Below are 26,981 nucleotides of genomic sequence, written 5' to 3' on the forward strand. Positions count from 1 at the left end.
GGGAAGCTGCCTGTAGGGAACAGCTATCTGGATTCATTGGGTAATTCCTTAAAGTTCCTGGAAGGGAAAGGTGAGCTGCTGGGTGCATCCAAAGGAAAGCTGGCAGGTGTTACGGGTAATATTGAATCGCTGCAGGGCAAATTGCAACAGGCGGAGCAGATTAAGGCGTATATCCGTGAGCATAAAAAGCAGCTGAAGGAACAGTTATCCCAATACACCGGTTTTACCAAAGACCTTCAGAAGATTAATAAAGAGGCTTATTACTATGGTCAGCAGATCAATGAGTACAAATCTGTACTGAAAGATAAAAAGAAAGCGGAGGCCAAGGCTATGGAGCTGCTGAAAAAAATGCCCGCGTATAATGATTTTCTCCGTAAAAACTCCCAGATAGCCAGTTTATTTAACCTCGGTGCTTCCGGGAATAATACTGCACAGAGCCTGGAGGGCTTGCAGACCCGTACACAACGATCCCCACTGTTTGGTGAAGCGCTTGCTCATGAGTTACTTGGTCATGCTTTAGGATGGGCTATGGGAACTCTTAATTTCCATGGAGAAAAGGCTATTCAGATGTCCAACGTTTATCTTAGATCTCAACGAATCGGTAAAGATCTGTATAGGAATGGTGCTCTGCATGGCGCGCACGGGTTTGTTGAGGAGAAGATGGCGAAAGATATTCCAGAATATTTAGAGTCTGCAAAACAGGCCTTAAATTTGATAAGATTTTTCAAGTAAAAAGTAATATTTATGCGAATAATGGTTCTCATTTTTTTTCTATTTATAACTACTAATACTATTGCCCAAAATACTTTGGGATGTAAATGTGACTATTCTTCTTCGTTTACAATTGAGAAATATTTGTTTTCTATTGACAGTATCTTCAGAAAAATAGATTGCAAAAAAGGCGAGAGTGTCCAGGTAGTTGGGGCCCGCGGGTTGGCGGCAGCATCATTTGTAATTATTCAGAAGATAGGAAATACAAATAAGGCTTATTACTACAATTTAAAAACAAAAGACTTTAAGACAATGACCGGCTCAAAAGTTAATACTTGGATAAATAGTATTATTCGAGATAGCTCTTTTATGTATGCTGTTAAGGCGGACCCCTTAAAGAAACCGAGCCACGATTTTAGCTTTTTTGTTTCATTTCATTATCCATATTTTAAACTAAAGGAGGTTTGTTATTCAGAGTTATTGAGTGATGTAAACCGACCATTTTCAGAGGGATTAATGGAGTCGATAACCTTATTTAATAAAAGGAACTAGTAATTTGAGAACTTTGTTTTCAGCTTGGTCTTTCAGCATATCATTAAGTGAGGAGCTGGGAGACCATTTTTTATTCTGAACTGAAGTATTAATATGAAGTCTTTGTCGACGGAGATTGCTGTTTTGCTGAAAATCGAGGTCTAAGGGGTTTGATTGAGGCTGAACCGGCTGATAGAAGAGCCGCTGACACAGGTATTCATTTGATAAATTTAAAAGTGATAGATTCAACGAATTGTATAATCCGGAGTAAACTGAACCACTAATTCCAGTCCAAACTGAACCAGTCATTCCGGGGTAAACTGAACCACCTATAACAGATTTATTTTGGTGATTATCCAGGATTCCGGAGCAAAGTGAACCACCCTGTATTGTAATTGTTCCTGCCATTCCGGCACAAAGTGAACCACTTACAAAGCGCATACAATAGCACATCTATTCAGTAATCCATTGCTTTGCGGTAAAATTACCGGATAGCAATGGCCAACAAGGTTATAGAGATGCATATTGTACGCAGTATTATCCAGCATTCATCACGTAATTCCTCTGAACGGCAGATTGCCCTTCAATTAAACATATCGCGCAACACAGTGCGTCATTATCTTCAACGGCTTAAAGCTACTAGCTATAGCTGGCAACAGTTATTGGCTATGGAAGATGGGGCTCTCAGTGAACTTATATACAACCCCGTAACGTTACCCGTCAAAGATGAGCGCAGGCAGGCGTTTGAAGATCGGGTCAGCTATTTTTTTATTGAACTTAGGCGTACCGGAGTTACCCGTCAACTGCTGTGGCAGGAGTATCTTCAACAGTATCCGGATGGCTATGGCTACTCACAGTTCTGTGATTTGTTAACCCGGCATAGTGGTATCAGGGATACTTCTATGCATTTCGAGCATCCACCTGGCCAGCTGATGATGGTTGATTTTGCAGGCGATAAACTCGCTTATACAGATCGCCAAACAGGTGAGATTATCTATTGCCCAGTGCTGGTTTGTGTATTGCCCTGTAGTGGCTATACCTACGTTGCACCTATGCCTGATGCCACTCTTCCTCAGTTAGCAAAGTCACTGAACAACTGTCTGCAATACTTTGAAGGTGTTCCATACAGCCTAAAGACAGATAACATGAAGCAGATAGTAAGTAAGAGTTGCCGTTATGAACCTGTATTCACAGATATGATACAGCAATGGGCGTTACATTACAATATCACGTTGCTGGCAACCCGGGTAGCCAAACCTAAAGATAAGGCGACAGTAGAAGGTGCTGTAAAACTAGCTTATCAGCGTATCTATGCACCATTACGCGATAAAGTATTCTTCTGCCTGGAAGAACTGAGAGCTGCCGTTACTGAACAGCTTAACCTTCACAATAGTCGTTCGATGCACAGGAAGGAATACAGTCGTCTGCAGTTATTTAAAGAACAAGAACAATCTCTGCTACAGCCTTTACCTGATCATCCATTTTCTCTTAAGCATACTGCTGAAGCAAAGGTGCAACGCAATTACCACATCGTATTAGGAGAGGACTGGCATTACTATAGCGTTCCCTGTTCTTATATCAGCAAAATAGTCAAGGCTGTATATGACACTGACATTGTAGAGATTTATCATGCGCATCAACGTATTGCATTGCATAAGCGAAGTTACAAGCGCCACGGTTATACTACCTGCAAAGAACATATGCCAGAGGCTCACCAGCACTACCTGCAAGGCTGGGATCCTGATTATTTTCGTAGGCAAGCTACCGCTATAGGGATCTTTACCAGCCAATATATAGACAAATTATTACTAAACAAGCAGTTCAGTGAACAGGCTTTCCTGGCTTGTAAAGGGCTACTGAGATTAGGGAAGAATTATGGTAACGAACGGCTGGAAGCTGCATGTAAGAGAGCTTTGCAAGGTGGTACCTATGCCTACAGGATTATTAACAATATACTTTCCAGCAATTTAGATCAGCAATCACTTCCTGATGATAGCAAAGTATCCTTTCAACTGCCATTACATGACAATCTAAGAGGGAAAGATGCTTTTTAGTAACGCGTCCCACACCCTATTTTATAATAATTATCAAAATTATAAAACAAAAGCAACATGAACACAGAACAAACAGTAGCCCAGCTACAGCAACTAAAACTGCATGGTATGGCCGGACGTTATGAAGCCCTGCTGGATCTTCCCATACATCAACAACCTGAATCTCATGCCCTACTTGCAATGCTTACGGAGGCTGAATTAGGATATCGTAGTCAGCAACGCACCGGATTATACATGCGCTTATCTAAATTACGTTACCAGGCAGTGTTGGAACAAATACACTGCTCCGCAGCAAGAGGGTTTACTGCGGAACAGCTACAATTACTTTGCGACGGTTCTTTTATTGAAAAAACTGAGAACATTGTAATCAGTGGTTCCACCGGTTGTGGCAAGAGTTATCTAGCCTGTGCATTGGGTCGTCAGGCCTGCACTCTTGGTTATCGTACACTGTATTACTCCATGAATAGATTTATTGAATCTCTGGCTACCGCCCGATTAGATGGGACCTATGTAAAATGGTTGAACCATCTCGCTAAAACACCTTTGTTGATATTAGATGACTTCGGCCTCCAGCCGCTCACTCATGATATGAAGCTTACCTTACTACAGATTATGGAAGACAGGTATGGTAGAGGAGCTATAATTATTGCGGCTCAGCTACCGCTGAGCAAATGGTATGATTACTTAAATGAACCTACCATCGCAGATGCTATTATGGACAGATTGACAGCTCGCATGCATAAAATAGATCTTAAGGGCGAATCTAAACGTAAAGCAAAAACTAATTAACTTTGATAACGCTATTGATGTGCTTTGTAAGTGGTTCACTTTGCACCGGAACGGTGGTTCACTTTGTCCGGAATATACAACGAATAAATATCCAATTGCTTTTTTTGATTATTATACAAAAGACGCCAACCATATTTATTATTCTGAAGACCTGATCTTTACAACAAATGGCTGTATTGTTAGTGTCACAATCTCTGCAACGGAGAATGAGAAAACATTTAGATGTTTGTCAAATTTGATAAGAGAAAGTCTTAAATACTAATATTATACTTTTAACCCTTGCTGTTTTATGCTTCGCATAGGAAAAAGAGCAAAAAGAAGTAATGGCAAATCAAGATGGACACATATACATTTATTACGGAATTTAGAGGTGGTACATATATTAGTCAGGTAAAAGCGGTTAATGTCAGCGCAGCAATCGGTTCGTGGAGTAAAAGTTTGGATTTGACACAGATAAAGTTTTTGGGAGAGAAAGGGAAGTTGGAATTACAAACGAAGTTTAATGATGAAAGTCCAACCAAAGTTAAGGGAGTTGAGAATGTTTGGTTCTTTTGTTTAAGAATAAAGCCAGGTCTTCTTATAGTCAATGTGATAAAGACGGCGGAATCATAAAAGACTTAATGTTTATTATAACCAATGGTTCGGTAACTTTTTAACAGCAGCTCTGTGGAGAAAGTTACAGAATTATGTGCGTCTAGCAAAGGTGGATATGTTCAATGGGAGCCAGCCCCATCAGAATAGTGATCAGAATTGCATTGGTGACATTGACGGGAATTGTTGCGAATGGCTATTCTTTTTAAGAAACGATCTTTCGAGATTGGCAAATGTTCCTATATCTGGTGTAATGAGTAGGGTATTAGATGATGAATATGGCATAAGAAGAGACACTGGGTTTTATTGCTGAAATTGCGATTATAAAATAGATATGGAGGTTAATTCAATCAAAATAAATTTTGCCACCTACCTACAAGTAGGTATATTTGCCTCATCAAAGCCCAACTTTACGATGAACACGGCACAGAACACCAAAGACAGAATAATTGAACTAGGCAGGAATTATATGCAAAGGATTGGTTACCACTCTTTTAATTATAAGCAGATCGCTTTGGAGCTGAACATTAAAAACGCATCCATCCATCATTACTTTCCATCCAAGGAAGACCTCGGCCTGGCTGTAATAGAAAAAGACCGGCAGGATTTCATCTATCTCACTCAAAAAGTCAAGAAGGCGAAAGCCATGGATAAGCTGGAGGCTTTAATAGCTAGTTATGAGTATTACTATAGAGAAGGGAAGAAGCTTTGTGTAATCAGTACTTTCAGTTCTTCTTATAATGAGATCACGGAAAGAATGCAGCTGGCGGCATCGCAATATGCCGAGTTGGTAACCGCCTGGCTGGCAGCTACGCTGAAAGAAGGACTCGAATCAGGCGAGTTCTCGTTTAAAGGATCCGTGGAAGACCTGGCTAATATCTGGATGGCCATGATGCCTGGCGCCTTACTGGTAGGCCGTACCGGTGGGCAGGCAGCCTTTGATAGGACCATCAATTCTCTCAGGCAAACAGTTAAATCCTCGTAGAGGGATTTTTTTTATCCATATAATCTACCTGTATGTAGGTAGTTGCTTTGGGACGAGCCTTTTCCGGGAAAGGCTTTTTTTAGAATCATTAAGCCTACCTGTGTGTAGGTAGATGTGTGATAACAAAACCATTTATTCAAACAAACAATTAATGACAATGAAACAGATCATTCTTACTGGAAGTGCCAGCGGATTCGGATTAAAGGCAGTGAAAACGCTTGCTTTAAAAGGACACACAGTATACGCCACCATGCGTAATGTAAACAGTGCTAATGGTGCAACAGCACGGGAATTAAAAGATTGGGCCCAAGTGCAGAACGTAAAGGTAGAAGTAGTAGAAATGGATGTAACAAGCACTGCTTCCGTAAACAACGCTATCGCTGAGATAGTAAAGAAATCGGGCGGAAGAATCGATGTACTGATCAACAATGCTGGTCTTGCTTATTATGGATTGGGAGAAGCGCTGACTATTGAACAGACGGAACAAATTTTCCAGGTAAACACACTCGGACCCGAACGTACGATGAAGGCAGTACTGCCTTACATGCATGCACAGAAAGAAGGCCTTATCATCAATATAACCAGTGTACAGAGCAGGAACCATATCCCAAGCCTCAGTACTTACAATGCCTCAAAAGCAGCCCTGGATGCAGCGTCCGTAGGGTATCATTACGAACTGAAATCTTCCGGTATTGATGTGGTGACTATCCAACCCGGTGCTTATCAAACTACCGATATTACCAATAAGCGGATAGTTGGAAAAAATGAGGAAGTAGAGGCGAAATACGGTGCAGACGCACTGGACTTCAAACGTGCATTAATGGAGTATTTCGTACCGACTCCCGAAAGTGGTGATCCGCAGGAAGTGGCTGATGCCATGCTGAAACTGGTAGAACAGCCTAAGGGTGAAAGACCGCTGTGGACGATCGTTGGCGGCGGACCAATGGCAGAAAAGTTCCAGGAAATCAATCAGGCTACAAGAGAGATCGTTGAGTTTAACATCGGCATTTTACCACAACTCTTTCCTGCTAAGTAAGCGTATTTTAAAAGCCGGTATCCTTTGATGATGAACCAAAAAGAAACCCTTTCCCGCAATGGAAAGGGCTTTTCTTTTATCAGATAATATGCTTTTACTGTGGAGAAAGTCCCAGTAACTCAAGATTCAGCAACGTTACAAACTCAGACCTGAAATTAGCAGCCTTACCACTCTTCAATGCCTGGATAGCCTCCAGTTGTCTCGTCTTTTCACGCTGATATAATGGATGTCCCTTTACATCTTCCTCAGATGGATACTCGTCATTGCCATGCTCAACACTATACTGTGTGCTGATCAGGATATCCAAAGTATTTGAAATGATGTCAGTGGTGTCCATCGCGGATCCAATAGGTTCTGTTGCTAATCCGCAGATAGCCAGCCATACACAGGTAGCCGCATTCTGCGTGGCAGAAGCCAAAGTAGTGCGCCAGGCAGATTCGAAGATTTCCATGAAATTGTCGAGATCAGGAATCTGTTCTTTGGCAGCAGTTTCCAGCTGATCGACAGTTGTATCTTTGAGTTGACCTGATACCAGTAACCAGGCTTTATCGAAAAGGTCTGAAGTAATATTAACGTCGCCCTTAAATTCTTTAGCGTAAGTATTCTTGAAGGTTAGCCACAGGGTCTCAGCACCTGCCAGGCTAAACCTGGAAACATCATTGGGATTCAGTTCCGAAAGGAGTTCTTCCAGATTTTCTATCATATCGTTGTATGCTACCGGTTTATACTTTACCTGCCTGAATTGAACATAACACAGGAAAGATGGATAACGGCTGCAATATAGGATTTTTAGACATGCAGTTCCACCTCAAAAGGTGTTCCCGGATTCAGTATAAAAAACTGCTCCTGTCCCAGTGTTTTCAGAATCATCTCAAAAGGCAGTTGTACCGCCAGCCGGCCTGTTGGTATGTCGCTTATTCCACTTTTAGCGATCATATCCTGGTTGCTGAATAATGGAATGAACTCACCTGTATCCCTGATGTAGGTCGCAAAGTTGAAGCGATCAGTTGGTTTTTCGTATTCATGTGCCAGTGTGAAGACCTGGGACGCTTTAAGCGTATCAATCAATTCCCGTTGATATTTCTTTACATCGAACCACTGCTTCATTACCTTTTGCTGCAATAGTGCTGAATTGTCTTTATGATAAAACGGGGGATTATGTTGACTGATGTATTCCAGCATGTCACTACTGCGGATAGGAGAAGCATACTGAATCTCCGTATCGCTCATATGCAGAGATTTGATCATCCAGGTAAGACTTGAAATAGCCTCAGCCTCTCCCTCATGATCTACCGCCAGGAACAAGTGATACTGCTTAACGGCGTTATTGTAGGCAAAGCCAAAATAAGCAGCGGTCACCTCCGGTTGGGAACTGAAATAACTCACCAGGTCATCTATAAAATTCCTCTCTCCCGTAGGCTGTAGCGCAGGCGCTGTGGCTGTTGCGGTTCTTTTGCTAAAGCGATCAAAAAGTTTCATAGGATGTAATACGGTATTTAGAATAGTTTGCTGGCATTATCGGCCATCAGTCATAGGATCGAACACTTGTCAGACAAATATAATATTTTTATATACATTGGACAATAGGTTATTTCTCCCTGAATTCAGATGGATTTATCCCGTGATAACCTTTGAAAAACTTATTGAAATGACTGAGATCGGTAAAGCCCAGTTCCCCGCTGATCTCTTTTAGGGATAAGGAGCTGTACTTCAGCCTGTTCTCAATAATATGAAGCTTGTATTGATGGATATAATCGCGTAGCGAAACCTGCATCTGCTCTTTAAAAAAAGCGCCTAAATGTTTCTTCGAAAAACCAAATAAAGTAGCCAGGTGTTCCTGTCTCGTATAGGCTGCATCATAAATATGCTGATGGATATAATGCAGGATCTGTGAGATCTTTTCCTGCTGTTTGACAGGCGCATCTGCCGGTTCATGCATATTACGCCGGATGATGGACATAACCGACTGCAGCAGGAAGAAAATAGTCTCACTCGTCTCGTTGGCCCGTTCCTTCCATTCAGCTACCAGCAGACGGAGCAGGGAGTCAATTTTATCTGCATCTGTGGGAGACCGGAGAATAGGTAACTGTTGCCGGCGACTGCAAACCAGCAGCTCATCCATATGCCGGTTCCAGTGATGTTCCGGGGGTAGATGGCCTACCTGTGTGATATAGGCGCTGGTGAACTTGATAAAGGTAAATGTAGTAGGAGTACCTATCTCAAAACTGTGGTAGTCCGCAGGATGAAGTAAGAACACCGCTCCGCCGTTGTAAGGATATTTTATGCCGGACAAACAATGGTAGCCGCTGCCCTGGTGAATAAAGATCAGTTCAAAATGATTATGGTTGTGCAAAGGATGTGGCCACTCTACACAGGTGAAATGGGACACTTTTAAAAACTCATGTTGAACATATCGCTGCATATGACCGCAAAATACAAATAATCCCAGCCAATGTACAAGTGCGAGGCTACGGCCGGCGGGTAATTTTGAGGCATAAAATCAACTGTATGAATGGACAACGTAAAGTAGCACTCATCGCCGGGGCACATGGCGTAATTGGGAGGAACCTGGCAGCACACCTGGCCACCCTGGGAGATTGGGAGATTATCGGATTGTCAAGAAGAGGGGGAAACGCGGAGGGGCGTACACGATATATCGCGGTAGATCTGCAGGATAGAGAGGACACTTTTAACAAGCTACATCATCTCAGGGAAATCACCCAGATTTTCTATGCAGCATATGTAGATGCCCCGACCTGGGCAGCGCTGGTACCACCCAACCTTGTTATGCTGAAAAACCTGGTAGAGGTGGTAGAGCCGGCCGCAAAGGATCTGCAGCATATCAGCCTGATGCAGGGGTATAAGGTATATGGCGCTCACCTGGGACCTTTCAAAACGCCGGCGAGAGAATCAGACGCCGGACATATGCCGCCGGAATTCAATGTAGACCAACAGGAATTCCTGGAACAGCAGCAGGCAGGTAAACGATGGACATGGTCGGCATTACGCCCCTCAGTAGTAGGTGGCTTTGCGCTGGGAAATCCGATGAATCTGGCGCTGGCTATCGCCCTGTATGCGGTTATTTCGAAGGAACTGGGTCTGCCGCTACGTTTCCCTGGTAAGCCTGGCGCCTATGATAAACTACTGGAGATGACAGATGCCGGTCTGCTTGCTAAGGCTACTACCTGGGCCGCAACAGCGGAAAAGGGGGCAAATGAGGCGTTTAATATCGTGAATGGAGACTTATTCCGCTGGAATGAGATGTGGCCGGAAATAGCCTCTTATTTCGATTTAGAGATAGCCCCGCCATTGCCTATGTCATTGGAAGTGATTATGGCTGATAAAGCCCCTTTATGGGAAAAAATGAAACAAAAGTACGGGCTGGCGGATATCCCATATGAAGAGCTGTCTTCCTGGCGTTTTGCCGATTTCGTGTTCAGCTGGGACTATGATATGTTTGGAGATGGTTCCAAAGCACGGAGGGCCGGCTTCCATGAATATGTGGAGACAAAGGAGATGTTCTTCCGGATCTTTGACGATTTCAGGGAACGTGGTATCATCCCGTAAGCGTTTTTTTGTGATCTTTGCAGGAATGCAAGTCATCAATCTTCCTCAGGACCTGAATCCGGCGCAATACCGTGAAGAGGATCACATCCTCATCAGACCATTTACCTCTCTTTGTAAAACGAAAAAGAACAGGGTCATCCTGCACAGGAATATGATCCACCTGTTGATTGAAGGCCGTAAGACGGTTATTTACGGCGGACAATCCACCACTGTCAGTGACGATGCATTCCTGTTCCTGGCGGCAGGGAGCTGCCTGACCACCAGCGTATTGTCTGACAAAGGCGACTACCAGGCTATCCTGCTTTATTTTAGTGACCATGCATTACTGGATTTCTACATGAAGTATGACCGCCTGGTGAAGCAATACCGCCAGGGAAAGCAGTTGCAGGAAGCCTCGTTCATCACTTTTGAAAAAGATATTTTCCTGCGTAACTACATAGAGTCCCTGCGACTGATGCTGCAACTGGGCCAGCCCTTGCCGCAGGAGGTCTGTATACTCAAGTTCGAAGAACTGTTGTTTTACCTTTTGCAGACAGCGCCGGATACCCTGCTGCAATTTAAAGTGAATAGTACTGGCAGTACACAGGATTTTGAGATCCGGAAAGCCGTGGAAGGTAATATTACCCGCCCTGTGACGGTGGAGGAGCTGGCTTTCCTGTGCAGTATGAGCCTGTCTACATTTAAACGCCGTTTTACAAAGATCTATGGTACGTCTCCCCAGCGATGGTTACTCGAACAGAAGATGCAGGTGGCAGCCCGCCTGCTGAGGGACAGGCAGACCAAACCAGGGGATGTGTACGATAGGGTGGGGTATGAAAGTCATTCCAGCTTCTCAAAATCATTCCGCCAGGTGTTTGGTGTTACGCCCTCGGCTTACCAGGAACAAAATATGAACGTCCAGGCACAGACTCTGAACGCGCAGGACTAACGTGTCCCTCATTGTGCGACCTAATTTTGCTGTATAAAATCACAAATCATGACAGCAATAATTGAACAGAACAAGGCCATCGTAAGACGTTTCAACAAAGAGATCATTGAGGAAGGTAACCCGCAAAGCTTTCAGGAAATAGTAGATCCTGCATTCATCAATCATACTGCAGCCAAGGGTATAGACAAAGGTCCGGCGGGCCTGATACATACTTTTGAGAACATGCTGCGACCCGCATTTTCCGATCTGAAAGTAACTATTTATGAACAGGTGGGAGAAGGTGATAAGGTCACCACCCGGAAGACGATCAGCGGTGTACATACCGGCGTCTTTATGGGAGTGCCGGCTACTCATCAGGCTGTAACTATTCAGGTAATGGATATGGTCACCATAAAGGACGGAAAGTACTATGAACACTGGGGTGTCAATACGATGATGGCCCTGGCTGCGGAACTAAAAGCACTACATACAGACGATAAATAGGACTTAAAGTATTTCTTTCAACAGCTGTGTTTTTTTAAGTAAAATTCATTATATTTGTTTCCCCCCTAAAAAATGCGGGGAGGTGAGCAGTAAGGCTGAATTTAGTGAAGTTGTGAATGCTGACAATGAGTTAATTTTAGAATTATATCGTTTACAGTAAGAGTTCAGGACGGGTACTATGTAAAAAGAAACATATTTCCCTTCCGGAACCGGAAAAAGCCTTCTGATGCTCAGGAGGCTTTTGCATTTTATGTACTAAAAAGATGCGGTATGTTAGAAATTGTAGAAGTAAAAAAAGATGATCTGAAATCGCTGGAGCAGGTAAAAGCACTCTTTCGCGAGTATGCCAACTGGTTGAGTGTAGACCTTAGTTTTCAACGGTTCGAAGAAGAACTAAGCAGTTTACCTAATCCCTATTATGTAGCGCCTGAAGGTGCTTTGTTTCTCGCTTTGGTTGACGGACGACCGGCAGGTTGCGTAGGCGTACGCAGTTTTGAGAACTCCACCTGCGAAATGAAAAGGCTTTTTGTGCGTGATGCTTATAAAGGTCACGGTGTTGGCAGAGCACTCGCCTCAAGAGCCGTAGAAGCAGGCAGGAAGCTGGGTTATAAACGTATGTTGCTTGATACCCTTGCTCATATGCGTCCGGCGATTGAATTATATACAAGCCTGGGTTTCCAGCCCATAGCAGCATATTACGATAACCCGATCAGTGATGCCGTATACCTGTCTATGATGCTGGAACAGGAAAATGAAAATGCAGGTACGGCTATCTGAGTGTTGCCGTTTTAACATTTTTTTGTACTGCGGCTGATGGCAATCAGCCATAAATATTGATAAATTGTGCTGAAGGATGAGCTAAACGTCCTATGTGCAATTTATGGTGCGAATACGCGGTCTTTTTCTCTTTTACCGTTCATTTTTCCTCAAACCTGGATTACTGCTGACAACAATAGGATGTTGCCTGTATTACAAAAACGCGAAGTATGCCCTTAGCGTAGGGCCACCTGTGTTCCTACTGAAAGCAATTGTTTTTGCAACGACCGCTTATATAGTATACAGGAGTAAAAAACTTTACTATTATTATAACCTGCAACTGTCCTATTTTACACTCGTCCTGACAGCTTTTGTCCTTGATTTCTTTTTATTCTTCACCTGTCTTAAAATGACCAAATACCTGCTTTCATGAATATTCTGGAAACAGACAGTGTAACGCTTTCCTATGGTACCAGGACTGTTATCAGTGGTGGTTATATGAAACTGGAAGGTGGGCGTATCCACGCATTGATAGGCCGGAATGGATACGGTAAGTCCAGCCTGATGAAAGTCGTATTTGGTACACAACCGGCGGAGTTCAGTTTTACCAGGTACAATGGGAAACGCTTACAGCATCCGTATAAAGAGCAGGGACTGATCCGCTACCTGCCTCAGTTCGATTTCCTGCCGCGCAGCATACGGTTGCAATCTTTCGCCGATGCTTATGGCGTGCCATGGGAGAAAGTGATATCCTGTCTCTCGTCGCTGGAAGGCAGGGCGAAACAATATGTCGGATCCCTGTCCGGTGGAGAGAGCAGGATGCTGGCTACAGTAGTGATGATCTGTTCTCCGGTGAAGTTTGTGTTGCTGGACGAACCTTTCACACATATCATGCCCCTGCATATCGATAGTATCAAAGACCTGATTCGCAGGGAGGCGGAAGCAGGGAAAGGGTTTATGATCACAGATCATATGTACGATCATGTACTGGACCTGGCGGATAAGTTTTATTATATGGAATGGGGCGTAACGAGAGAGATAAGCAGGGAGGAACTACTGGAAAAGGATTATTTTCTGAGAATGAAATAAGGGGAACACCTCGTCCACACCGGAATTGCATGAAGCGGCTGAGAATTAATAAGAAGGTAATATATCCCGCATTTACATATTTATAACTTTGCCCGGTCCCATGATGTAAGGGATAGGTCATGAACCATACAATTGAAGTACAGCGTCTCAGACAGGGTAATGAGAAGGCCTTCGTTGAAATGTATCATTATTTTAACGGTAAGGTCTTCAACTTTTTAGTGAAGAAGGTCCGCGATCCCGAAGCTGCCAAGGAGCTGACGCAACAATGTTTTATCCGTATCTACCAATACCGCGAAAGCCTGTCAGACGGGCACCCGCTGGAGAAACAGGTGTTTATTACCGCTAAATCAGTATTACTGAACCATCTCAGGATGGAAGACAGGAAGAAGGAACGGGAGCTGAAGTATACCCAGGAACAATTCCCCGAAGGGGTATCTACAGCAACAACTACTGTAAACAGCTTTGAAACAAATGATTTCCTGGAAAAAGTACTGCTGCATTTATCCCCTGTCCGTAAACAGGTGGTGCTGTTGAAACTCCACAGAGGTCTATCCAACAAAGAAATTGCAGAAGAACTGTCTATCTCTATAAAGACAGTTGAAAATCACATCACAAAGGCACATCACCACCTGCGGGAGATCGCTGCCGGCCATTTCCTTTTATTATTATTGCTGCTTCACGTATAAGCGGCTATTGTTAAGAAATTGTTACCGGTAGGGGCATACATACCTTCGCGGTGTACATATATACGATACACAAGAAAACAAGCGCAGTGCATGAAGCCTGATAAAGCATTGATAGAAAAATTTAATAACGGCGACTGTACGCCGGAAGAGATAAAGGTGGTAATGAACTGGCTGCTGGAAAACGAAGAGGATGAGGAAGCTGTAGCAGAATGGGAAAAGGCCTCCTGGAAAGGAAATTATCCTGAAGGATATAGCGAAGAGATGTTGTCCTGCGTTCAGGCGAATACTTTTGGAGAAAAAAACAGCATAAGAAGACTGCCCTGGCGCAGCCTGGCAATTGCAGCAAGTATATTGCTTGTAACAGGTATGTTCCTCTGGCAATATTTTTTACCTGGATCGGGCAAAAAGGCTGCAGGTATTGCACTGCTACAGGGTGATCATTCCGGAGCAGATACGTCCTGGCTTGTATACAACGCGGTTACTCAACCGGTTTATTTTAAACTGCCGGATGGCTCTGTAGCAAGACTATTCCCGGGAACAGAGATCCGTTTCGATTCATCCGCCTATAATGTGAGCAGCCGTACCATCTATCTGAAAGGAACTGCGGAATTTGATGTAGCGGCTGTAGCTGGTAAGCCATTCAGTGTTGCTGCCGGCGGATTTACTACTACCGCGCTCGGCACAAGGTTTATGGTAGCTGGAGGGAAAGGCAAACAATTGCTCGTGAGATTATACTCGGGTAAAGTTGTGGTGAAGAAAACAGATAATCAGTTGTATGCTATGAATGATGTATACCTGGATCCGGGAGATGAATGGAGATATTATAAGGATACACATAAACATATACTGAGTCATGCCGGAGAAAAGAATATGACACCGCAGCAGCATATCAATTCATCAACGATACAAGTGAATGAAGACAATATTGTGTTTGAGAATGCGCCTTTAAATGAGGTGATCGATTTTCTGCAACAGCAGTATCATGTGACTATACACTATCAGCAGAAAGATTTTAAGGACGTTTATTTTTCAGGGAAGATGTTTCCGGGAGATTCTCTGAAGATGGTACTGGGCAACATTGCGAGGGTAAATGAACTGACGCTGACAGCCGACGAAGGAGGGTTCATCATCCGTTAATTTCAAAACACTTATTCCAAAAGTTCTTCCCGTGAAGAACATCTGTTGTCTGCATAGCAAGTGCAGATACAGGGAAGCTATATCTGTAGTAAAAAAATTAAATCTTAATCAAAAATGGGAAAAGCAAAAACGCTGTTCAGGGGCATCTCATGCCTGCTGCTCATGATGCTGATGAAACAGGAGATCCGGGCGCAGGAGGGCAGCTCTGATGTACACGGTACTGTAGTCAGCACTAAAGGAACTGCATTGCCCGGCGTGACCGTACAGGCGGTGGAAAAGAGCGCCGGCACAAAGTTCAATACCCTTACCGATGCCAATGGAGACTTTGTATTCAAGAGATTTAAAGTAGGTAGTCAGTATGATTTCCAATTCTCCATGCTGGGATATGAGAAAGGAGAATATCCCGGTTTTACGGTGAAGAATAATGGCAAAAATGTATTGCTGATCCGTTTGAACGAGAAAAGTATAGGTCTGGGTGATGTTGTGGTGGTAGGATATGGTACTCAGAAGAAAGTCAACCTCACCGGTGCGGTGAGTCAGGTAGGCGGCGAAGTGTTTGCCGACAGACCAGTGAGCAGTCCTGCACAGGCCCTGCAAGGTGCCGTGCCTAACCTGAACATCAATTTTGGTGATGGGCATCCCGGTAGTACCGGTACATTGAATATACGTGGATATGCGTCCATTCAGAATACCAGCGGGTCACCACTGATCCTGATAGATGGCGCTCCGGGTAATATCGACATGCTCAATCCGCAGGATATAGAAAGTCTTTCTGTACTGAAAGATGCGGCATCTTCCGCGATCTATGGTTCCAGGGCAGCTTTCGGGGTGATCCTTATTACGACAAAGAAAGCAAAGAAGGGATCGCTGAATGTGAACTATGGCGCCAGTTATAGTTTGCAAAGTATGACCACCCGTACGGATTTTATTACGGATGGTTTTACGCAGGACTCCCTGGTGGATGCTGCCTTCTCCCGCAATGTAGGCAATAGCTATACAGGTTTTAACGCAGATGATTATGCTGAACTGAAACGCCGGCAGACTGACAAATCATTACCGTCTGTAGTGTTGCAGAACCGTAATGGACAGCAGCAATATGTTTATTATGGTAGTACCGACTGGTGGCATTTCCTCTTCAGAAAAAGTCAGCCGGGTATGGAGCATCACTTCAATATGACAGGTGGTAATGATAAGGTGGATTTTATGATGTCAGGACGGTACTATCAGCAGAAAGGAATGTACCAGCGCTACCTGCGGCAGGATGTCTACAATGCTTATAACTTCCGGGCAAAGATCAATGCGCATGTAACAGACTGGCTGACTATCTACAGTAACACCCAGTTTGGCGCCAACGACTATACATGGCCGGGCTATGGGGCTAATCTGACAGGTCTGTACAATCATGCTATGGCGTCATATGTTCCTAAAAATCCGGACGGCACTTTTACTTTCCGTACCAATCTCAATAACTACGGCGCTTACGAATATGCGGACCTGCAACACCGGAAGTCGCATGGTGGTAATAAAAAGTATAACCTGACCAATATGGTAGGTTTTGAAACACATTTCCGTGGTGGATTATCGCTGGCTGGTAACTACAGTTATGAGCTGGCGCCTTATTCCGATTATCAGCGTAATACACTTATTCCGTGGTCAGTAAATCCGGGTATCATCAACACAGCAGGTTACGATCAGTATAATGAAAATACTTACCTGGATCAGCATCATTCCGTGAACCTGTATGGTACGTACGAGAAAAGTATCGGCAAGCATAATATGAAAGTGACTGCAGGTTACAACCAGGAGTTGCAGAAGTATAAAGCCAATATGGGAATGCGTACAAATCTGCTGTCGGAAGACCTGAACCAGATAGATCTTGGTACCGGTGCACAGCAGTCAGGCGGTAATGCCCGTGAATGGGCTTTGCTGGGATATTTTGCCCGCGTGAACTATGATTATAAAAGCAAATACCTGCTGGAAGTGAATGGCCGGTATGACGGTAGTTCCCGCTTTCCGAAAGAAGAGCGTTTCGGATTCTTCCCTTCCGTTTCCGGAGGATGGAGAGTGAGTGAGGAGCCCTTCTTCGAAGGCGCTAAAAATATATTGCCGGAGTTGAAATTAAGAGCATCTTATGGCTCGCTGGGTAACCAGGATGTGGGCAGTGGTAACCTGTATCCCTATATTCCTGTCATGAGCAGTGGCTTATCCAAATGGATCGCAGGTGGTAATCAGGCACAGTACCTAAGTGCTCCTGATCCGGTCACACCTGATTTTACCTGGGAAAAATCAGCTTCATTGGATGGTGGTATTGATGCTGGATTCTTCAGGAATAAATTACAGATCAGCTATGACTGGTACCGCCGTACTACTAAGGATATGCTGATTCCCGGTAAGACGATGCCAGGTGTATTTGGAGCACCTTCACCTACGCAAAACGCCGGTGATCTGGTAACTAAAGGTTTTGACCTTTCCGTGAGATGGCAGGATAATGGTAAGCTGGCAGGCAAGCCGTTTACGTATAATGTAGGTTTTGTCCTTTCTGATTATAAGGCAAAGATCACCCGCTTTGACAACCCCAATAAATTACTCAGCAACTACTATGAGGGTCAGGAACTGGGCGAAATGTGGGGATACAGTATAGACGGATATTTCAGATCTGAAGACGAGGCGAAGACCTGGGCGGTGAACCAGGATTATGTGGACAGGGACCAACGTGTGACCTCTCCTGGCGAATGGAGCAAGCTGCATGCTGGTGATATGAAATTCATCGATCTGAATGGGGATAAAGTGATCAATGATGGTAAGAATACTTTATCTGAACATGGTGATCTGCGCAAGATCGGTAACTCGTTGCCCCGCTATTCTTTTGGTATCACTGCAGGATTTAACTGGAACAATTTCGACCTGTCTGCCTTCTTCCAGGGCATTGGTAAACAGAACTGGTATCCTGATGTGGAAGCAGCCAAGTTCTGGGGTGTATATGGCAGACCTTATACTTCCTTTCTACCGAAAGATTTTGTCAGCAAAGTATGGAGCCCTGAAAACCCGAATGCTTATTTCCCATTGCTGAGAGGATATGCTGCTTATCCGGGTGGAGAGCTGGCAGTGAAGAACGACAAGTATCTGCAAGACCTGGCTTATGTGCGTTTAAAGAACCTGACAATAGGATATAATCTGCCTGCATCTCTGGTGAAGCGCTGGAAGATACAACGCCTGCGTGTCTACTTTACCGGTCAGAACCTCTTCACTTTCACGAAGATGGACAACAAATATATAGATCCTGAACAGGTAGGTCCTTACAGCAGTGATATCGGCGGCAGGAACTATCCTTTCTTCAGACAATACACTTTCGGTTTTGACACTACTTTCTAAATGCTAAACTGTTTAATGAAATGAAAAGAATATTAGGGTTTGTAGCAGCTGGTCTGATAGTATTATCAGGGTGTTCGGATTTCCTGGACAGGGAGCCGCTTTCCCAGATCTCTCCTGTGAACGGCTTCAATTCGGAAAGCGAGTTGAGATTGTATGTGCGTTCTTTCTACGATAAAATGCTGCCGAATGCAGACAATGAGGATAATGGCTTTACCAGCCTGTATACGGAGACTGCCAATAATATAGTGGTGAACAGCCTGTCGCCACAGATTGCAGGTAACCGTACGGTGCCTGTAGCCGGCGGTGGTTGGGACTGGACAGACCTGCGCAATGTAAATTATTTCCTGCAGAACTATATGCGTGGTAATCTTGATACAACTATCACCTATAAGTATGTGGCTGTTGCAAAATTCTTCCGCGCGTACTTCTATTTCAATATGGTGGCACACTTTGGCGATGTGCCCTGGTATTCCCGGCCTATTGAAGCCAATGATACTGCCAGTCTGAATAAGAAAAGAGACCCGCGGACGCTGGTGATGGATTCCGTGGTGAATGATATTGATTTTGCCATTGCACACCTGGGGGCAGGGAAAGATGTAGCCGAGGTAACAAAGTGGACGGCACTGGCATTAAAGTCCCGCATCTGTTTGTTTGAAGGGACCTTCAGAAAGTATCATGACGAGTTTGAACTGAAAAATGCTGACCGTTTCCTGCAAATGGCGGCTGATGCTGCGGGGGAAGTGATCAGGGGAGGTGCGTACACAATCTATAAAAGCTCGCCTGGTAATGCTTACAGGGACCTGTTCTCTTCGCTGAGCGTTATTCCGGAAGAGATCATCCTGGCAAGGCAATACAGCGGTAACCTGCAGATCTTCCATAATGTGAACTATTACACCACAGCGCCATCTTTTGGTAAACCAGGGTTGGAGAAAAGCCTTGTGAACAGCTACCTGATGAAAGATGGTTCCAGATTTACCGACAAGCCAGGTTACGATAAGATGCAGTTCTTTGAGGAGATGCAGAACAGGGACCCACGCTTAGCACAAACTGTTCGTGCTCCGGGGTATAAACGTATTGATGGTAATACTGTACTGCCGCCTTCTTATGCGGGTACGGTAACCGGTTATCAGCTGACGAAGTATGTTACTGCTGCGGCGAATGACGCATTGGCTAAGTCTCCCAATCCCTTGCCAATTTTCCGCTATGCGGAAGTGTTGCTGAACTACGCAGAAGCCAAAGCTGAACTGGGTACTATTACACAGGCAGACCTTGATCAATCTGTCAAATTGCTGAGAGATAGGGTAGGTATGCCAGCGATGGATCTGATAGCTGTGAATGCCTCTCCGGACAATTATCTCGCAGCGCAATATACTCATGTAAGCGGCGCTAATAAGGGTATTATACTCGATATACGCAGGGAAAGGAGGGTGGAACTGGTGATGGAAGGATTTATGTGGAATGACCTGATGCGCTGGAAAGAGGGACATTTGCTGGCGGTACAGTTTAAGGGCGCTTATTTCCCCGGAGCGGGTAATTACGACCTGGATGGTGATGGCACGCCGGATCTGGCTATTTATACCACTACTCCGCCTGCTATTCCGAATATCCAGCTGCTGAAGCTTGGAACGGATGTAGTACTGGAGAATGGCGCGTCAGGTGGCAATATCATCATCAACGGCACTATTCCAAAAGCGTTCCGTGAAGACAGAGATTACCTGTTCCCTATACCGGCACAGGAGCTGTTGCTAAATCCGGCACTAAAACAAAACCCTAACTGGTAAGGTTTATTTTACAATACTGCAAGACGAACATATTGTTAAATCTGTTGCAGGCGCTGGCATCCACAGGATTAATTTGTTACTTTAACCGTTGCTATCCGTACCTTCTTACAGGTACGGATAGTTTTTTATTGTCAAAAAAAGAATGTTTATGCAAAGAAGATCATTGTTCAAAAAGCTCGGTGGATTGTTACTGGCTCCGGCTATTCCATTCGGCACTATTGCAGCAGCTCCCCGCAATGACAAGCCGGTGTTACGGATCGCTCATCTTACGGATGTACATCTGTACGACAAGGCGGGTGCTCCTGATCATTTCAGGAAATGTTTGCATCATGTGCAATCGCAGGAGCCTAAAGTGGATATGATCCTGAATGGTGGAGATATTGTGTTTGATATGAACAAGGAGAATCTGTCCACTATTGATGCGCAGTGGAAACTGCTACATACTATTATGAAGAACGAGTGTAGTCTGCCGGTATATTATACACTGGGTAATCATGACATCTGGTGGCATGAGGACAGCAAAGGGCAGGCGGCATATGGTAAGAAATATTCCATGGGGCAGCTGCAGTTGTCATTGCCTTATTACAGCTTTGTAAAAGGTGGATGGAAGTTCATCATCCTGGATAGTGTTCACCTGGATATTGATGATACCTGGTATATCGGTAAGCTGGGGGATGAGCAGATGCATTGGCTGGAAGGGGAATTGAAGTCGACAGACCCGGCGATGCCGGTATGTGTGCTATCACATATTCCGATACTGACAGCTACACTGATGGTGGAAGATAACGTGGTAAACCGCTGGCAGATGCTGGGAGGAGAAATGCATACAGATGTGGCGAAGATCATCCGCTTATTCTATCAGCATCCGAATGTGAAGTTATGTCTAAGCGGGCATATTCATCTGAAAGATAAAGTAGTGTATAATAATGTGACCTATCTGTGTAATGGCGCCGTAAGCGGAGCGTGGTGGAAAGGCAACAACCGGGAGACGGCGCCTGGATATGGTTTGATAGAATTATTCGCCAACGGCGATTTTACAGAAAGATATGTTAACTATCAGGTATAGTGAATGTTTTCGAAAGAAGTAAAGCATAATAAAAAGAAAAGGGGCATTGTGTACGCCCCTTTTTCTTTTATAAGTTAAGCTTTTGGCAGCTTGTAACCATTATGATATTCTGCAGCCAGGAGCTTATTGGCGGCAGCATCATCGAATTGCTCTTTGGCGCCATTCCAGTTGAGTTTCCGGCCTGTTTTATATGCGATGTTCCCCAGTTGCGCTACCCTTGCAACGTGTGCACCTGCCTGAACGGGAGTGTTGAGGTCTTCCAGTTTACGGGACTTGATCACATCCAGGAAATTAATGGCATGGTTGTCCAGGCCATTGTCTACGGATTTAGTGCGGGGTACTGCCTCCATCTTTCCTTTTTCAGGGATCACTTCCCAGCCGCCGCGGTCTAATACCAGCGTACCGTTGTTGCCGATGAATGCAATACCATGATCACGGCCATAAGGGCCGCCGTCGATGCCGATAGCGTGTTCCCATTGAATGTTGAAGCCGTCGAACTGGTATACTGTGGTGAGCGTATCTGGTGTTTCAGCTGCATCATCAGGATAGGCGAATTTGCCACCTGCCGCCATAACAGACACAGGGTGCTGTGCCTTCATACCCAGCAGTGCATAATCCAGCAGGTGTACACCCCAGTCGGTCATCAGGCCGCCTGCATAATCCCAGTACCAGCGGAAGTTGAAGTGAAAGCGGTTAGGGTTGAATGGTCTCTTTTCAGCAGGGCCCAGCCATGCGGCGTAATCCACGCCTGCGGGCGGGGTGCCATCTGGTTGTCTGGGGATGGAATGCATCCAGCCCATATAGGCCCAGGCTTTTACCAGGCGTACCTGGCCCAGTTTGCCGGAATGTACGAAGGCTACTGCATCTTTGAAGTGTTGTTGGCTGCGCTGCCACTGGCCTACCTGTACTACCCGTTTGGTGCGTTCCTGTGCGGCTACCATAGCATTGATTTCCGCAATGGAATTTCCGATGGGTTTTTCCACATACACATCTTTTCCTGCGGATACTGCATCTGTCATCTGGAGGCAATGCCAGTGGTCTGGTGTGCCGATGATAACGGCATCAATAGTTTTATCTTCCAGCAGCTTGCGGTAGTCGCCATAGGTTTTCACTTTCTGGCCTTTCTGGGCCAGTTCCCCGGCTCTTTTATCCAGCACGTTCTTATCGACATCGCAGAGGGCTATGCATTGAGCATAAGGGCTTTTCAGAATGGCGTTGAGATCCGCCCATCCCATACCGTTAATACCGATGGCTGCAATATTGATCTTGTCACTGGGGGCAATAGCGCGTAAAGAAGAGGGTAACGCGCTGACCAATCCGGCTCCTGCCATCAATGTGGAGGCAGAGCGGATAAAGTGTCTTCTTGAGTTGTTCATAACTGTGAGTTAATATAGTGTTTTTCAATGAGCGTGAAGCATGAAATGCAAAACGCGGAATACTGAAAGATATATACTTCAATTGTAAGATGCAACCCCCAATTTAAGCAGATATCTTCCGGTATTCCGCGTTATTTACGAAAAGTATGTTTTAGAATTCCTCGTTCTCTTCTTCGGTGCTGTTACCAAAGTTCATCATGGTACCCAGCAGGTCGCTGAAGCGGGTCTCATTTTCCACTACCTTTTTACTGATCAGGGAGTAGGAAGCCAGGCCATGCAACACGAATTCCATCAGCAGTAATTGTTCCTTGGCATTGGCATGCGGGAATTTGCCCTTTATAAGCTCTTTAAGGCCCTCTACTTTCAGCAGTGAAGTCTCGTATTGTTTATCGTTCACATCCTGTAATAACTGCACCGCATTGCCTTTATCGAACCATTGTATTACCGCCCTGTAAGGATTCTCTGCAGCAGCGCTTTGTTTACGCTTCTTGAAGGAATCAGGGTTAGGGAAGTATTGGGAGAAGACACTGCGGATAGATTTATCCAGCAGGTTAACAGCTACCTGTAATGGTCCTTCCTGTTCGCCTTCGTATACCAGTTCTATCTTACCGGTGATGGCGGGGATGATACCCTGCAGGTCAGCTATGCGGATGTAGGTACTTTTTTCCTTGTTGATGATTGCCCTGCGTTCACCAGCGCTCACCGCATTTTCGTAAGCGGCAATAGTGAGACGGGCGGAAACGCCGCTTTTCTTGTCTACATATTCGCTGTTACGCGCTTCAAAGGCCACTTGTTCAATCAGGCGTTTGATCATATCACTGATGTGTACATGTTGCTGGTCTTCATGTACATTGGCTTCCTGTTCGGTAATAAGCAGGGAGTTCTCCACGTTCTTTGGATAGTGGGTGATGATCTGGCTTTCGATACGGTCTTTCAGCGGCGTAACGATGGAACCACGGTTGGTATAGTCCTCCGGATTGGCGGTGAACACAAACAGGATATCCAGCGGCATACGTACTTTGAAACCACGGATCTGGATATCACCTTCCTGCAGTATGTTGAACAGTGATACCTGGATACGGGCCTGCAGGTCGGGCAATTCGTTGATCACGAAGATGCCCCTGTTGGAACGGGGAATGATACCAAAGTGGATCACTCTTTCGTCCGCATAGTTCAGCTTCATATTCGCCGCTTTGATAGGATCGATATCGCCTACCAGGTCGGCAACGGAAACGTCTGGCGTAGCCAGTTTCTCACTGTAGCGCTGTTCGCGGGAAACCCAGGAGATAGGCGTCGCGTCGCCCAGTTCAGACACCATATCGCGCGCATAGCGGGACAGGGGGTCGAAAGGGCTATCGTTAACCTCGGAGCCTTCTACGATGGGAATGTACTCGTCCAGCAGGGAGATCATCTGCCGGGCCATACGTGTTTTAGCCTGTCCGCGGAGACCGAGGAAGAGGATATTATGACGGGAGAGCAGGGCTCTTTCTGTATCTGGAATAACGGTATCTTCATAACCGATGATACCTGGAAATGCATTCTCTTTATGCTGCAGTTTGCGGATCAGGTTTTGTCTGATCTCTTCTTTAACAGATTTGGGTTTATATCCACTCTTCTTTAATTCACCTAACGTACTAATATTAATATTCATGTTGTATTAATGGATTATCGATGATATGATGGTGCGATGCATTTAAAGCAATTTTCTTTTTCCATTCTCAAAGTCGAAGAACAGGAATTGTCCCAGTTTATCCAGACCGGAGAAGAAGGCTTTCCCGTTGTTGGTTTCAGTAAACTCTGTTACGAATTTTTGCAACCACGGGTCGGTAGCTACCATAAATGTAGTGATTGGAATCTTTAATTTCTTGCACTGAGCAGCGAGATTGAGTGTACGGTTGAGGATCTTGCGATCCAGGCCGAAGCTGTTCTTATAATACTCTTTCCCGTTCTTAAGGCAGGTGGGCTTACCGTCAGTGATCATAAAGATCTGTTTGTTCGGATTGCGCCTGCGGCGGAGTATATCCATTGCCAGTTCAAGTCCTGCTACGGTATTGGTGTGGAAGGGGCCTACCTGGAGATATGGGAGATCTTTGATCTCTATCTGCCAGGCGTCGTTGCCGAACACAATAATATCGAGCGTGTCTTTCGGGTAGCGGGTGGTGATCAGTTCACTGAGCGCCATCGCCACTTTTTTGGCTGGTGTGATACGGTCTTCGCCATAGAGTACCATGGAGTGGGAGATGTCGATCATCAGGGCGGTGGACGTCTGGGTTTTGAAGTCCGTTTCCTGGATCTCAAGGTCATCCTGCTGGATGGAAAAGCTGTCAATGCCGTGATTGATCTGGGCGTTGCGGATGGAAGCAGTCATATCGATCTGCTCCAGTGCATCCCCGAATTGGAATGGACGGCTATCTGCGTTTAGTTCGTCTCCCTGGCCTGATTTGCGGGTATTGTGGTTACCAACCTGGCTGGATTTTTTAAGTTTACCGAAGATCTCTTCCAGTGCGCGTTTGCGGATGTTCTGTTCGGTCTTGCCGGTTATCTGGATGGTTCCGTTCTCTTCGTTTTCACGGATGTATCCTTTGTCCCTCAGCTCCTGTATAAAATCTCCGATGCCATAATCCTCATTTGTAAGTTGGTACTCTTTGTCCAGTTCGGTCAGCCATTGCAGTGCTTCACTAACATCTCCGCTGGTATAAGTCAGCAGTTGGGTGAACACATCCAGTAGCTTCTCAAAGGGCGATTTTCCCTGCTGCTCATCGGGTTCAAATTTGGAAAAATGTATGCCTCTCATAATAATTCTAAAATTAGCGAATTTAGTTGGATGATGTGAGCACATAGTCCACAGACGGCAATCTGTACAAAATGTAACGAAAAATATCGATAGGATATAGGCTATTATGCATATGTCATATTTTAATGTGTGTATAGTTGTCAGATTTTTAACAGTGTTTAGATACTTTGATACCGTTATTTACCGGGAAACAGATCCCTTTGCTTGTAGTATATGACCAGTTAACCATGCATAGCTTGTTTTCTTCAGGGAAAGCTGTTATTTTTCGCGAAGGTCTTTACTGATTATCAAATTAAAATTATAGCAGATGATTAAAAAATTGAGCAGCGTACTGTTACTGGCTGGTATGCTGGCCGGTACGACGATGACATCCACGTTAAGCTTTGCACAGGGGAAAGCAGATAAACTGGGCTGGAAATTAGGTGCACAGGCATATACCTTTAACCGTTTTACCCTGGCACAGGCGCTGGACAAGATGGACAGCGTTGGCGTGCAATATGTTGAATGCTATAATGGCCAGACCATTGGTAACGGCATTGAAGGCAAATTTGACTGGAGAATGGATGCTGCAAAGCAGGCACAGGTAAAAGCACTGCTGAAAGCAAAGAAGAAGAAACTGGTAGCTTATGGGGTGGTAGCGCCGGGTAGCGAGCAGGAATGGCAGGATGTATTCAAATTTGCCAAAGCGATGGGGATCCAGGTGATCACCGCAGAGCCTAAACGCGAGCATTGGGACGCGATTTCCCGCCTGTGTGATAAATATCAGATCAAAGTGGCCATCCATGACCATCCGAAACCAAGCCATTACTGGCACCCGGATAGCGTACTGGTTGCTATCAAAGGCCGCAGCAAGCTATTTGGCGCCTGTGCAGATATCGGTCACTGGGTGCGTTCCGGTATGGAGCCTGTAGAGTGTATTAAACAGCTGAAAGGCCATGTATTGCACCTGCACTTTAAAGACCTGAATGAAAAGTCACCTGATGCGCACGATGTTATCTGGGGTAACGGTGTTTGTAACATGCCGGCTGTACTGGCTGAGCTGAAGGCACAGAACTTCAAAGGCATGTTCTCGGTTGAATATGAATACAACTGGGATAACAGTGTTCCTGATGTGAAAGAGTGTGTGAAGTTCTGGTGGCAGGAAGTAGGTAAATTATAATAGTGTGTTATGTTTGATAGGAACTCCCGTGAAAGCGGGAGTTTTTTTTTGCTAATATCCTATGATAATCCTGGCTCTTGAGGATAAATG

Annotated in this window: 23 protein-coding genes and 1 pseudogene; 17 read left to right on the plus strand and 7 right to left on the minus strand. The window is 45.0% G+C overall.

Going from position 1 to position 26,981, the window contains the following annotated elements:
- Positions 1–732 (plus strand): annotated as a pseudogene (locus F3I09_RS34255) (hypothetical protein); the annotation flags it as partial.
- Between the two features lie 510 nt (positions 733–1,242).
- On the opposite strand, the gene F3I09_RS32010 reads toward F3I09_RS34255, so the two are convergent.
- Positions 1,243–1,683 (minus strand): hypothetical protein, encoded by a 441-nt coding sequence (locus F3I09_RS32010; RefSeq protein ID WP_149699129.1) that lies wholly within the window; start codon positions 1,681–1,683, stop codon positions 1,243–1,245.
- A gap of 56 nt (positions 1,684–1,739) precedes the next feature.
- Here F3I09_RS32010 and istA point away from each other — a divergent pair, with 56 nt between their 5' ends.
- The 5 genes from istA to F3I09_RS32035 all read left to right on the plus strand — a co-directional run bounded on the left by istA (position 1,740) and on the right by F3I09_RS32035 (position 6,697).
- A complete protein-coding gene (gene istA, locus F3I09_RS32015; RefSeq protein WP_149699130.1) occupies positions 1,740–3,296 on the plus strand; it encodes an IS21 family transposase in 1,557 nt (518 codons plus the stop codon).
- Positions 3,297–3,353: 57 nt separating this feature from the next.
- Positions 3,354–4,085, plus strand: a complete 732-nt coding sequence (istB, locus tag F3I09_RS32020; protein WP_149699131.1) for an IS21-like element helper ATPase IstB — start codon at positions 3,354–3,356, stop codon at positions 4,083–4,085.
- Between the two features lie 336 nt (positions 4,086–4,421).
- Positions 4,422–4,697, plus strand: a complete 276-nt coding sequence (locus F3I09_RS32025) for a hypothetical protein (RefSeq protein ID WP_149699132.1) — start codon at positions 4,422–4,424, stop codon at positions 4,695–4,697.
- A 394-nt stretch (positions 4,698–5,091) separates the two neighbouring features.
- The gene (locus F3I09_RS32030; RefSeq protein WP_188134042.1) at positions 5,092–5,661 is read left to right on the plus strand and encodes a TetR/AcrR family transcriptional regulator; all 570 of its coding nucleotides are present in this window, start codon (positions 5,092–5,094) and stop codon (positions 5,659–5,661) included.
- Positions 5,662–5,818: 157 nt separating this feature from the next.
- Positions 5,819–6,697, plus strand: coding sequence for an SDR family oxidoreductase (locus F3I09_RS32035; RefSeq protein ID WP_188134043.1), 879 nt, complete (start codon positions 5,819–5,821; stop codon positions 6,695–6,697).
- Positions 6,698–6,791: 94 nt separating this feature from the next.
- Here the strand turns inward: F3I09_RS32035 and F3I09_RS32040 are convergent, their stop codons facing one another.
- The 3 genes from F3I09_RS32040 to F3I09_RS32050 all read right to left on the minus strand — a co-directional run bounded on the left by F3I09_RS32040 (position 6,792) and on the right by F3I09_RS32050 (position 9,119).
- Positions 6,792–7,400, minus strand: a complete 609-nt coding sequence (locus tag F3I09_RS32040; RefSeq protein ID WP_149699135.1) for a DUF416 family protein — start codon at positions 7,398–7,400, stop codon at positions 6,792–6,794.
- Positions 7,401–7,486: 86 nt separating this feature from the next.
- Positions 7,487–8,176: an enhanced serine sensitivity protein SseB C-terminal domain-containing protein gene (locus F3I09_RS32045; RefSeq protein ID WP_149699136.1), complete on the minus strand. Its 690-nt coding sequence runs from the start codon at positions 8,174–8,176 to the stop codon at positions 7,487–7,489.
- 109 nt (positions 8,177–8,285) lie between these two features.
- On the minus strand, positions 8,286–9,119 hold the full coding sequence (locus F3I09_RS32050) for an AraC family transcriptional regulator (protein WP_149699137.1): 834 nt from the start codon (positions 9,117–9,119) through the stop codon (positions 8,286–8,288).
- Between the two features lie 86 nt (positions 9,120–9,205).
- Between F3I09_RS32050 and F3I09_RS32055 the strand changes: the two genes are divergently transcribed.
- The 10 genes from F3I09_RS32055 to F3I09_RS32100 all read left to right on the plus strand — a co-directional run bounded on the left by F3I09_RS32055 (position 9,206) and on the right by F3I09_RS32100 (position 21,562).
- A complete protein-coding gene (locus F3I09_RS32055; RefSeq protein WP_149699138.1) occupies positions 9,206–10,264 on the plus strand; it encodes an SDR family oxidoreductase in 1,059 nt (352 codons plus the stop codon).
- A gap of 25 nt (positions 10,265–10,289) precedes the next feature.
- Complete coding sequence (locus F3I09_RS32060) at positions 10,290–11,192, plus strand: AraC family transcriptional regulator (protein WP_188134044.1); 903 nt, start codon at positions 10,290–10,292, stop codon at positions 11,190–11,192.
- 48 nt (positions 11,193–11,240) lie between these two features.
- Positions 11,241–11,675: an ester cyclase gene (locus tag F3I09_RS32065; RefSeq protein WP_149699140.1), complete on the plus strand. Its 435-nt coding sequence runs from the start codon at positions 11,241–11,243 to the stop codon at positions 11,673–11,675.
- 270 nt (positions 11,676–11,945) lie between these two features.
- The gene (locus F3I09_RS32070; protein ID WP_149699141.1) at positions 11,946–12,452 is read left to right on the plus strand and encodes a GNAT family N-acetyltransferase; all 507 of its coding nucleotides are present in this window, start codon (positions 11,946–11,948) and stop codon (positions 12,450–12,452) included.
- A 408-nt stretch (positions 12,453–12,860) separates the two neighbouring features.
- On the plus strand, positions 12,861–13,520 hold the full coding sequence (locus tag F3I09_RS32075) for an ATP-binding cassette domain-containing protein (RefSeq protein ID WP_149699142.1): 660 nt from the start codon (positions 12,861–12,863) through the stop codon (positions 13,518–13,520).
- A 119-nt stretch (positions 13,521–13,639) separates the two neighbouring features.
- The gene (locus tag F3I09_RS32080) at positions 13,640–14,206 is read left to right on the plus strand and encodes an RNA polymerase sigma factor (protein WP_149699143.1); all 567 of its coding nucleotides are present in this window, start codon (positions 13,640–13,642) and stop codon (positions 14,204–14,206) included.
- Between the two features lie 90 nt (positions 14,207–14,296).
- On the plus strand, positions 14,297–15,343 hold the full coding sequence (locus tag F3I09_RS32085; RefSeq protein WP_149699144.1) for a FecR family protein: 1,047 nt from the start codon (positions 14,297–14,299) through the stop codon (positions 15,341–15,343).
- A 114-nt stretch (positions 15,344–15,457) separates the two neighbouring features.
- Entirely contained in the window at positions 15,458–18,715 is a 3,258-nt protein-coding gene (locus F3I09_RS32090; RefSeq protein WP_149699145.1) for a TonB-dependent receptor, read from the plus strand.
- 20 nt (positions 18,716–18,735) lie between these two features.
- On the plus strand, positions 18,736–20,496 hold the full coding sequence (locus tag F3I09_RS32095) for a RagB/SusD family nutrient uptake outer membrane protein (RefSeq protein ID WP_149699146.1): 1,761 nt from the start codon (positions 18,736–18,738) through the stop codon (positions 20,494–20,496).
- A gap of 148 nt (positions 20,497–20,644) precedes the next feature.
- Positions 20,645–21,562, plus strand: a complete 918-nt coding sequence (locus tag F3I09_RS32100) for a metallophosphoesterase (RefSeq protein WP_149699147.1) — start codon at positions 20,645–20,647, stop codon at positions 21,560–21,562.
- A gap of 74 nt (positions 21,563–21,636) precedes the next feature.
- Here the strand turns inward: F3I09_RS32100 and F3I09_RS32105 are convergent, their stop codons facing one another.
- The 3 genes from F3I09_RS32105 to F3I09_RS32115 all read right to left on the minus strand — a co-directional run bounded on the left by F3I09_RS32105 (position 21,637) and on the right by F3I09_RS32115 (position 25,732).
- Positions 21,637–22,938, minus strand: coding sequence for a Gfo/Idh/MocA family protein (locus F3I09_RS32105; protein WP_149699148.1), 1,302 nt, complete (start codon positions 22,936–22,938; stop codon positions 21,637–21,639).
- 151 nt (positions 22,939–23,089) lie between these two features.
- Positions 23,090–24,589 (minus strand): sigma 54-interacting transcriptional regulator, encoded by a 1,500-nt coding sequence (locus tag F3I09_RS32110; RefSeq protein ID WP_149699149.1) that lies wholly within the window; start codon positions 24,587–24,589, stop codon positions 23,090–23,092.
- A gap of 42 nt (positions 24,590–24,631) precedes the next feature.
- Positions 24,632–25,732 (minus strand): VWA domain-containing protein, encoded by a 1,101-nt coding sequence (locus F3I09_RS32115; protein ID WP_149699150.1) that lies wholly within the window; start codon positions 25,730–25,732, stop codon positions 24,632–24,634.
- Between the two features lie 307 nt (positions 25,733–26,039).
- Here F3I09_RS32115 and F3I09_RS32120 point away from each other — a divergent pair, with 307 nt between their 5' ends.
- Positions 26,040–26,891: a sugar phosphate isomerase/epimerase gene (locus F3I09_RS32120; RefSeq protein WP_149699151.1), complete on the plus strand. Its 852-nt coding sequence runs from the start codon at positions 26,040–26,042 to the stop codon at positions 26,889–26,891.
- The last annotated feature ends 90 nt before the right edge of the window (positions 26,892–26,981 follow it).

It is taken from the genome of Chitinophaga sp. CF418, from assembly GCF_900142925.1.
Classification (GTDB): Bacteria; Bacteroidota; Bacteroidia; order Chitinophagales; family Chitinophagaceae; genus Chitinophaga.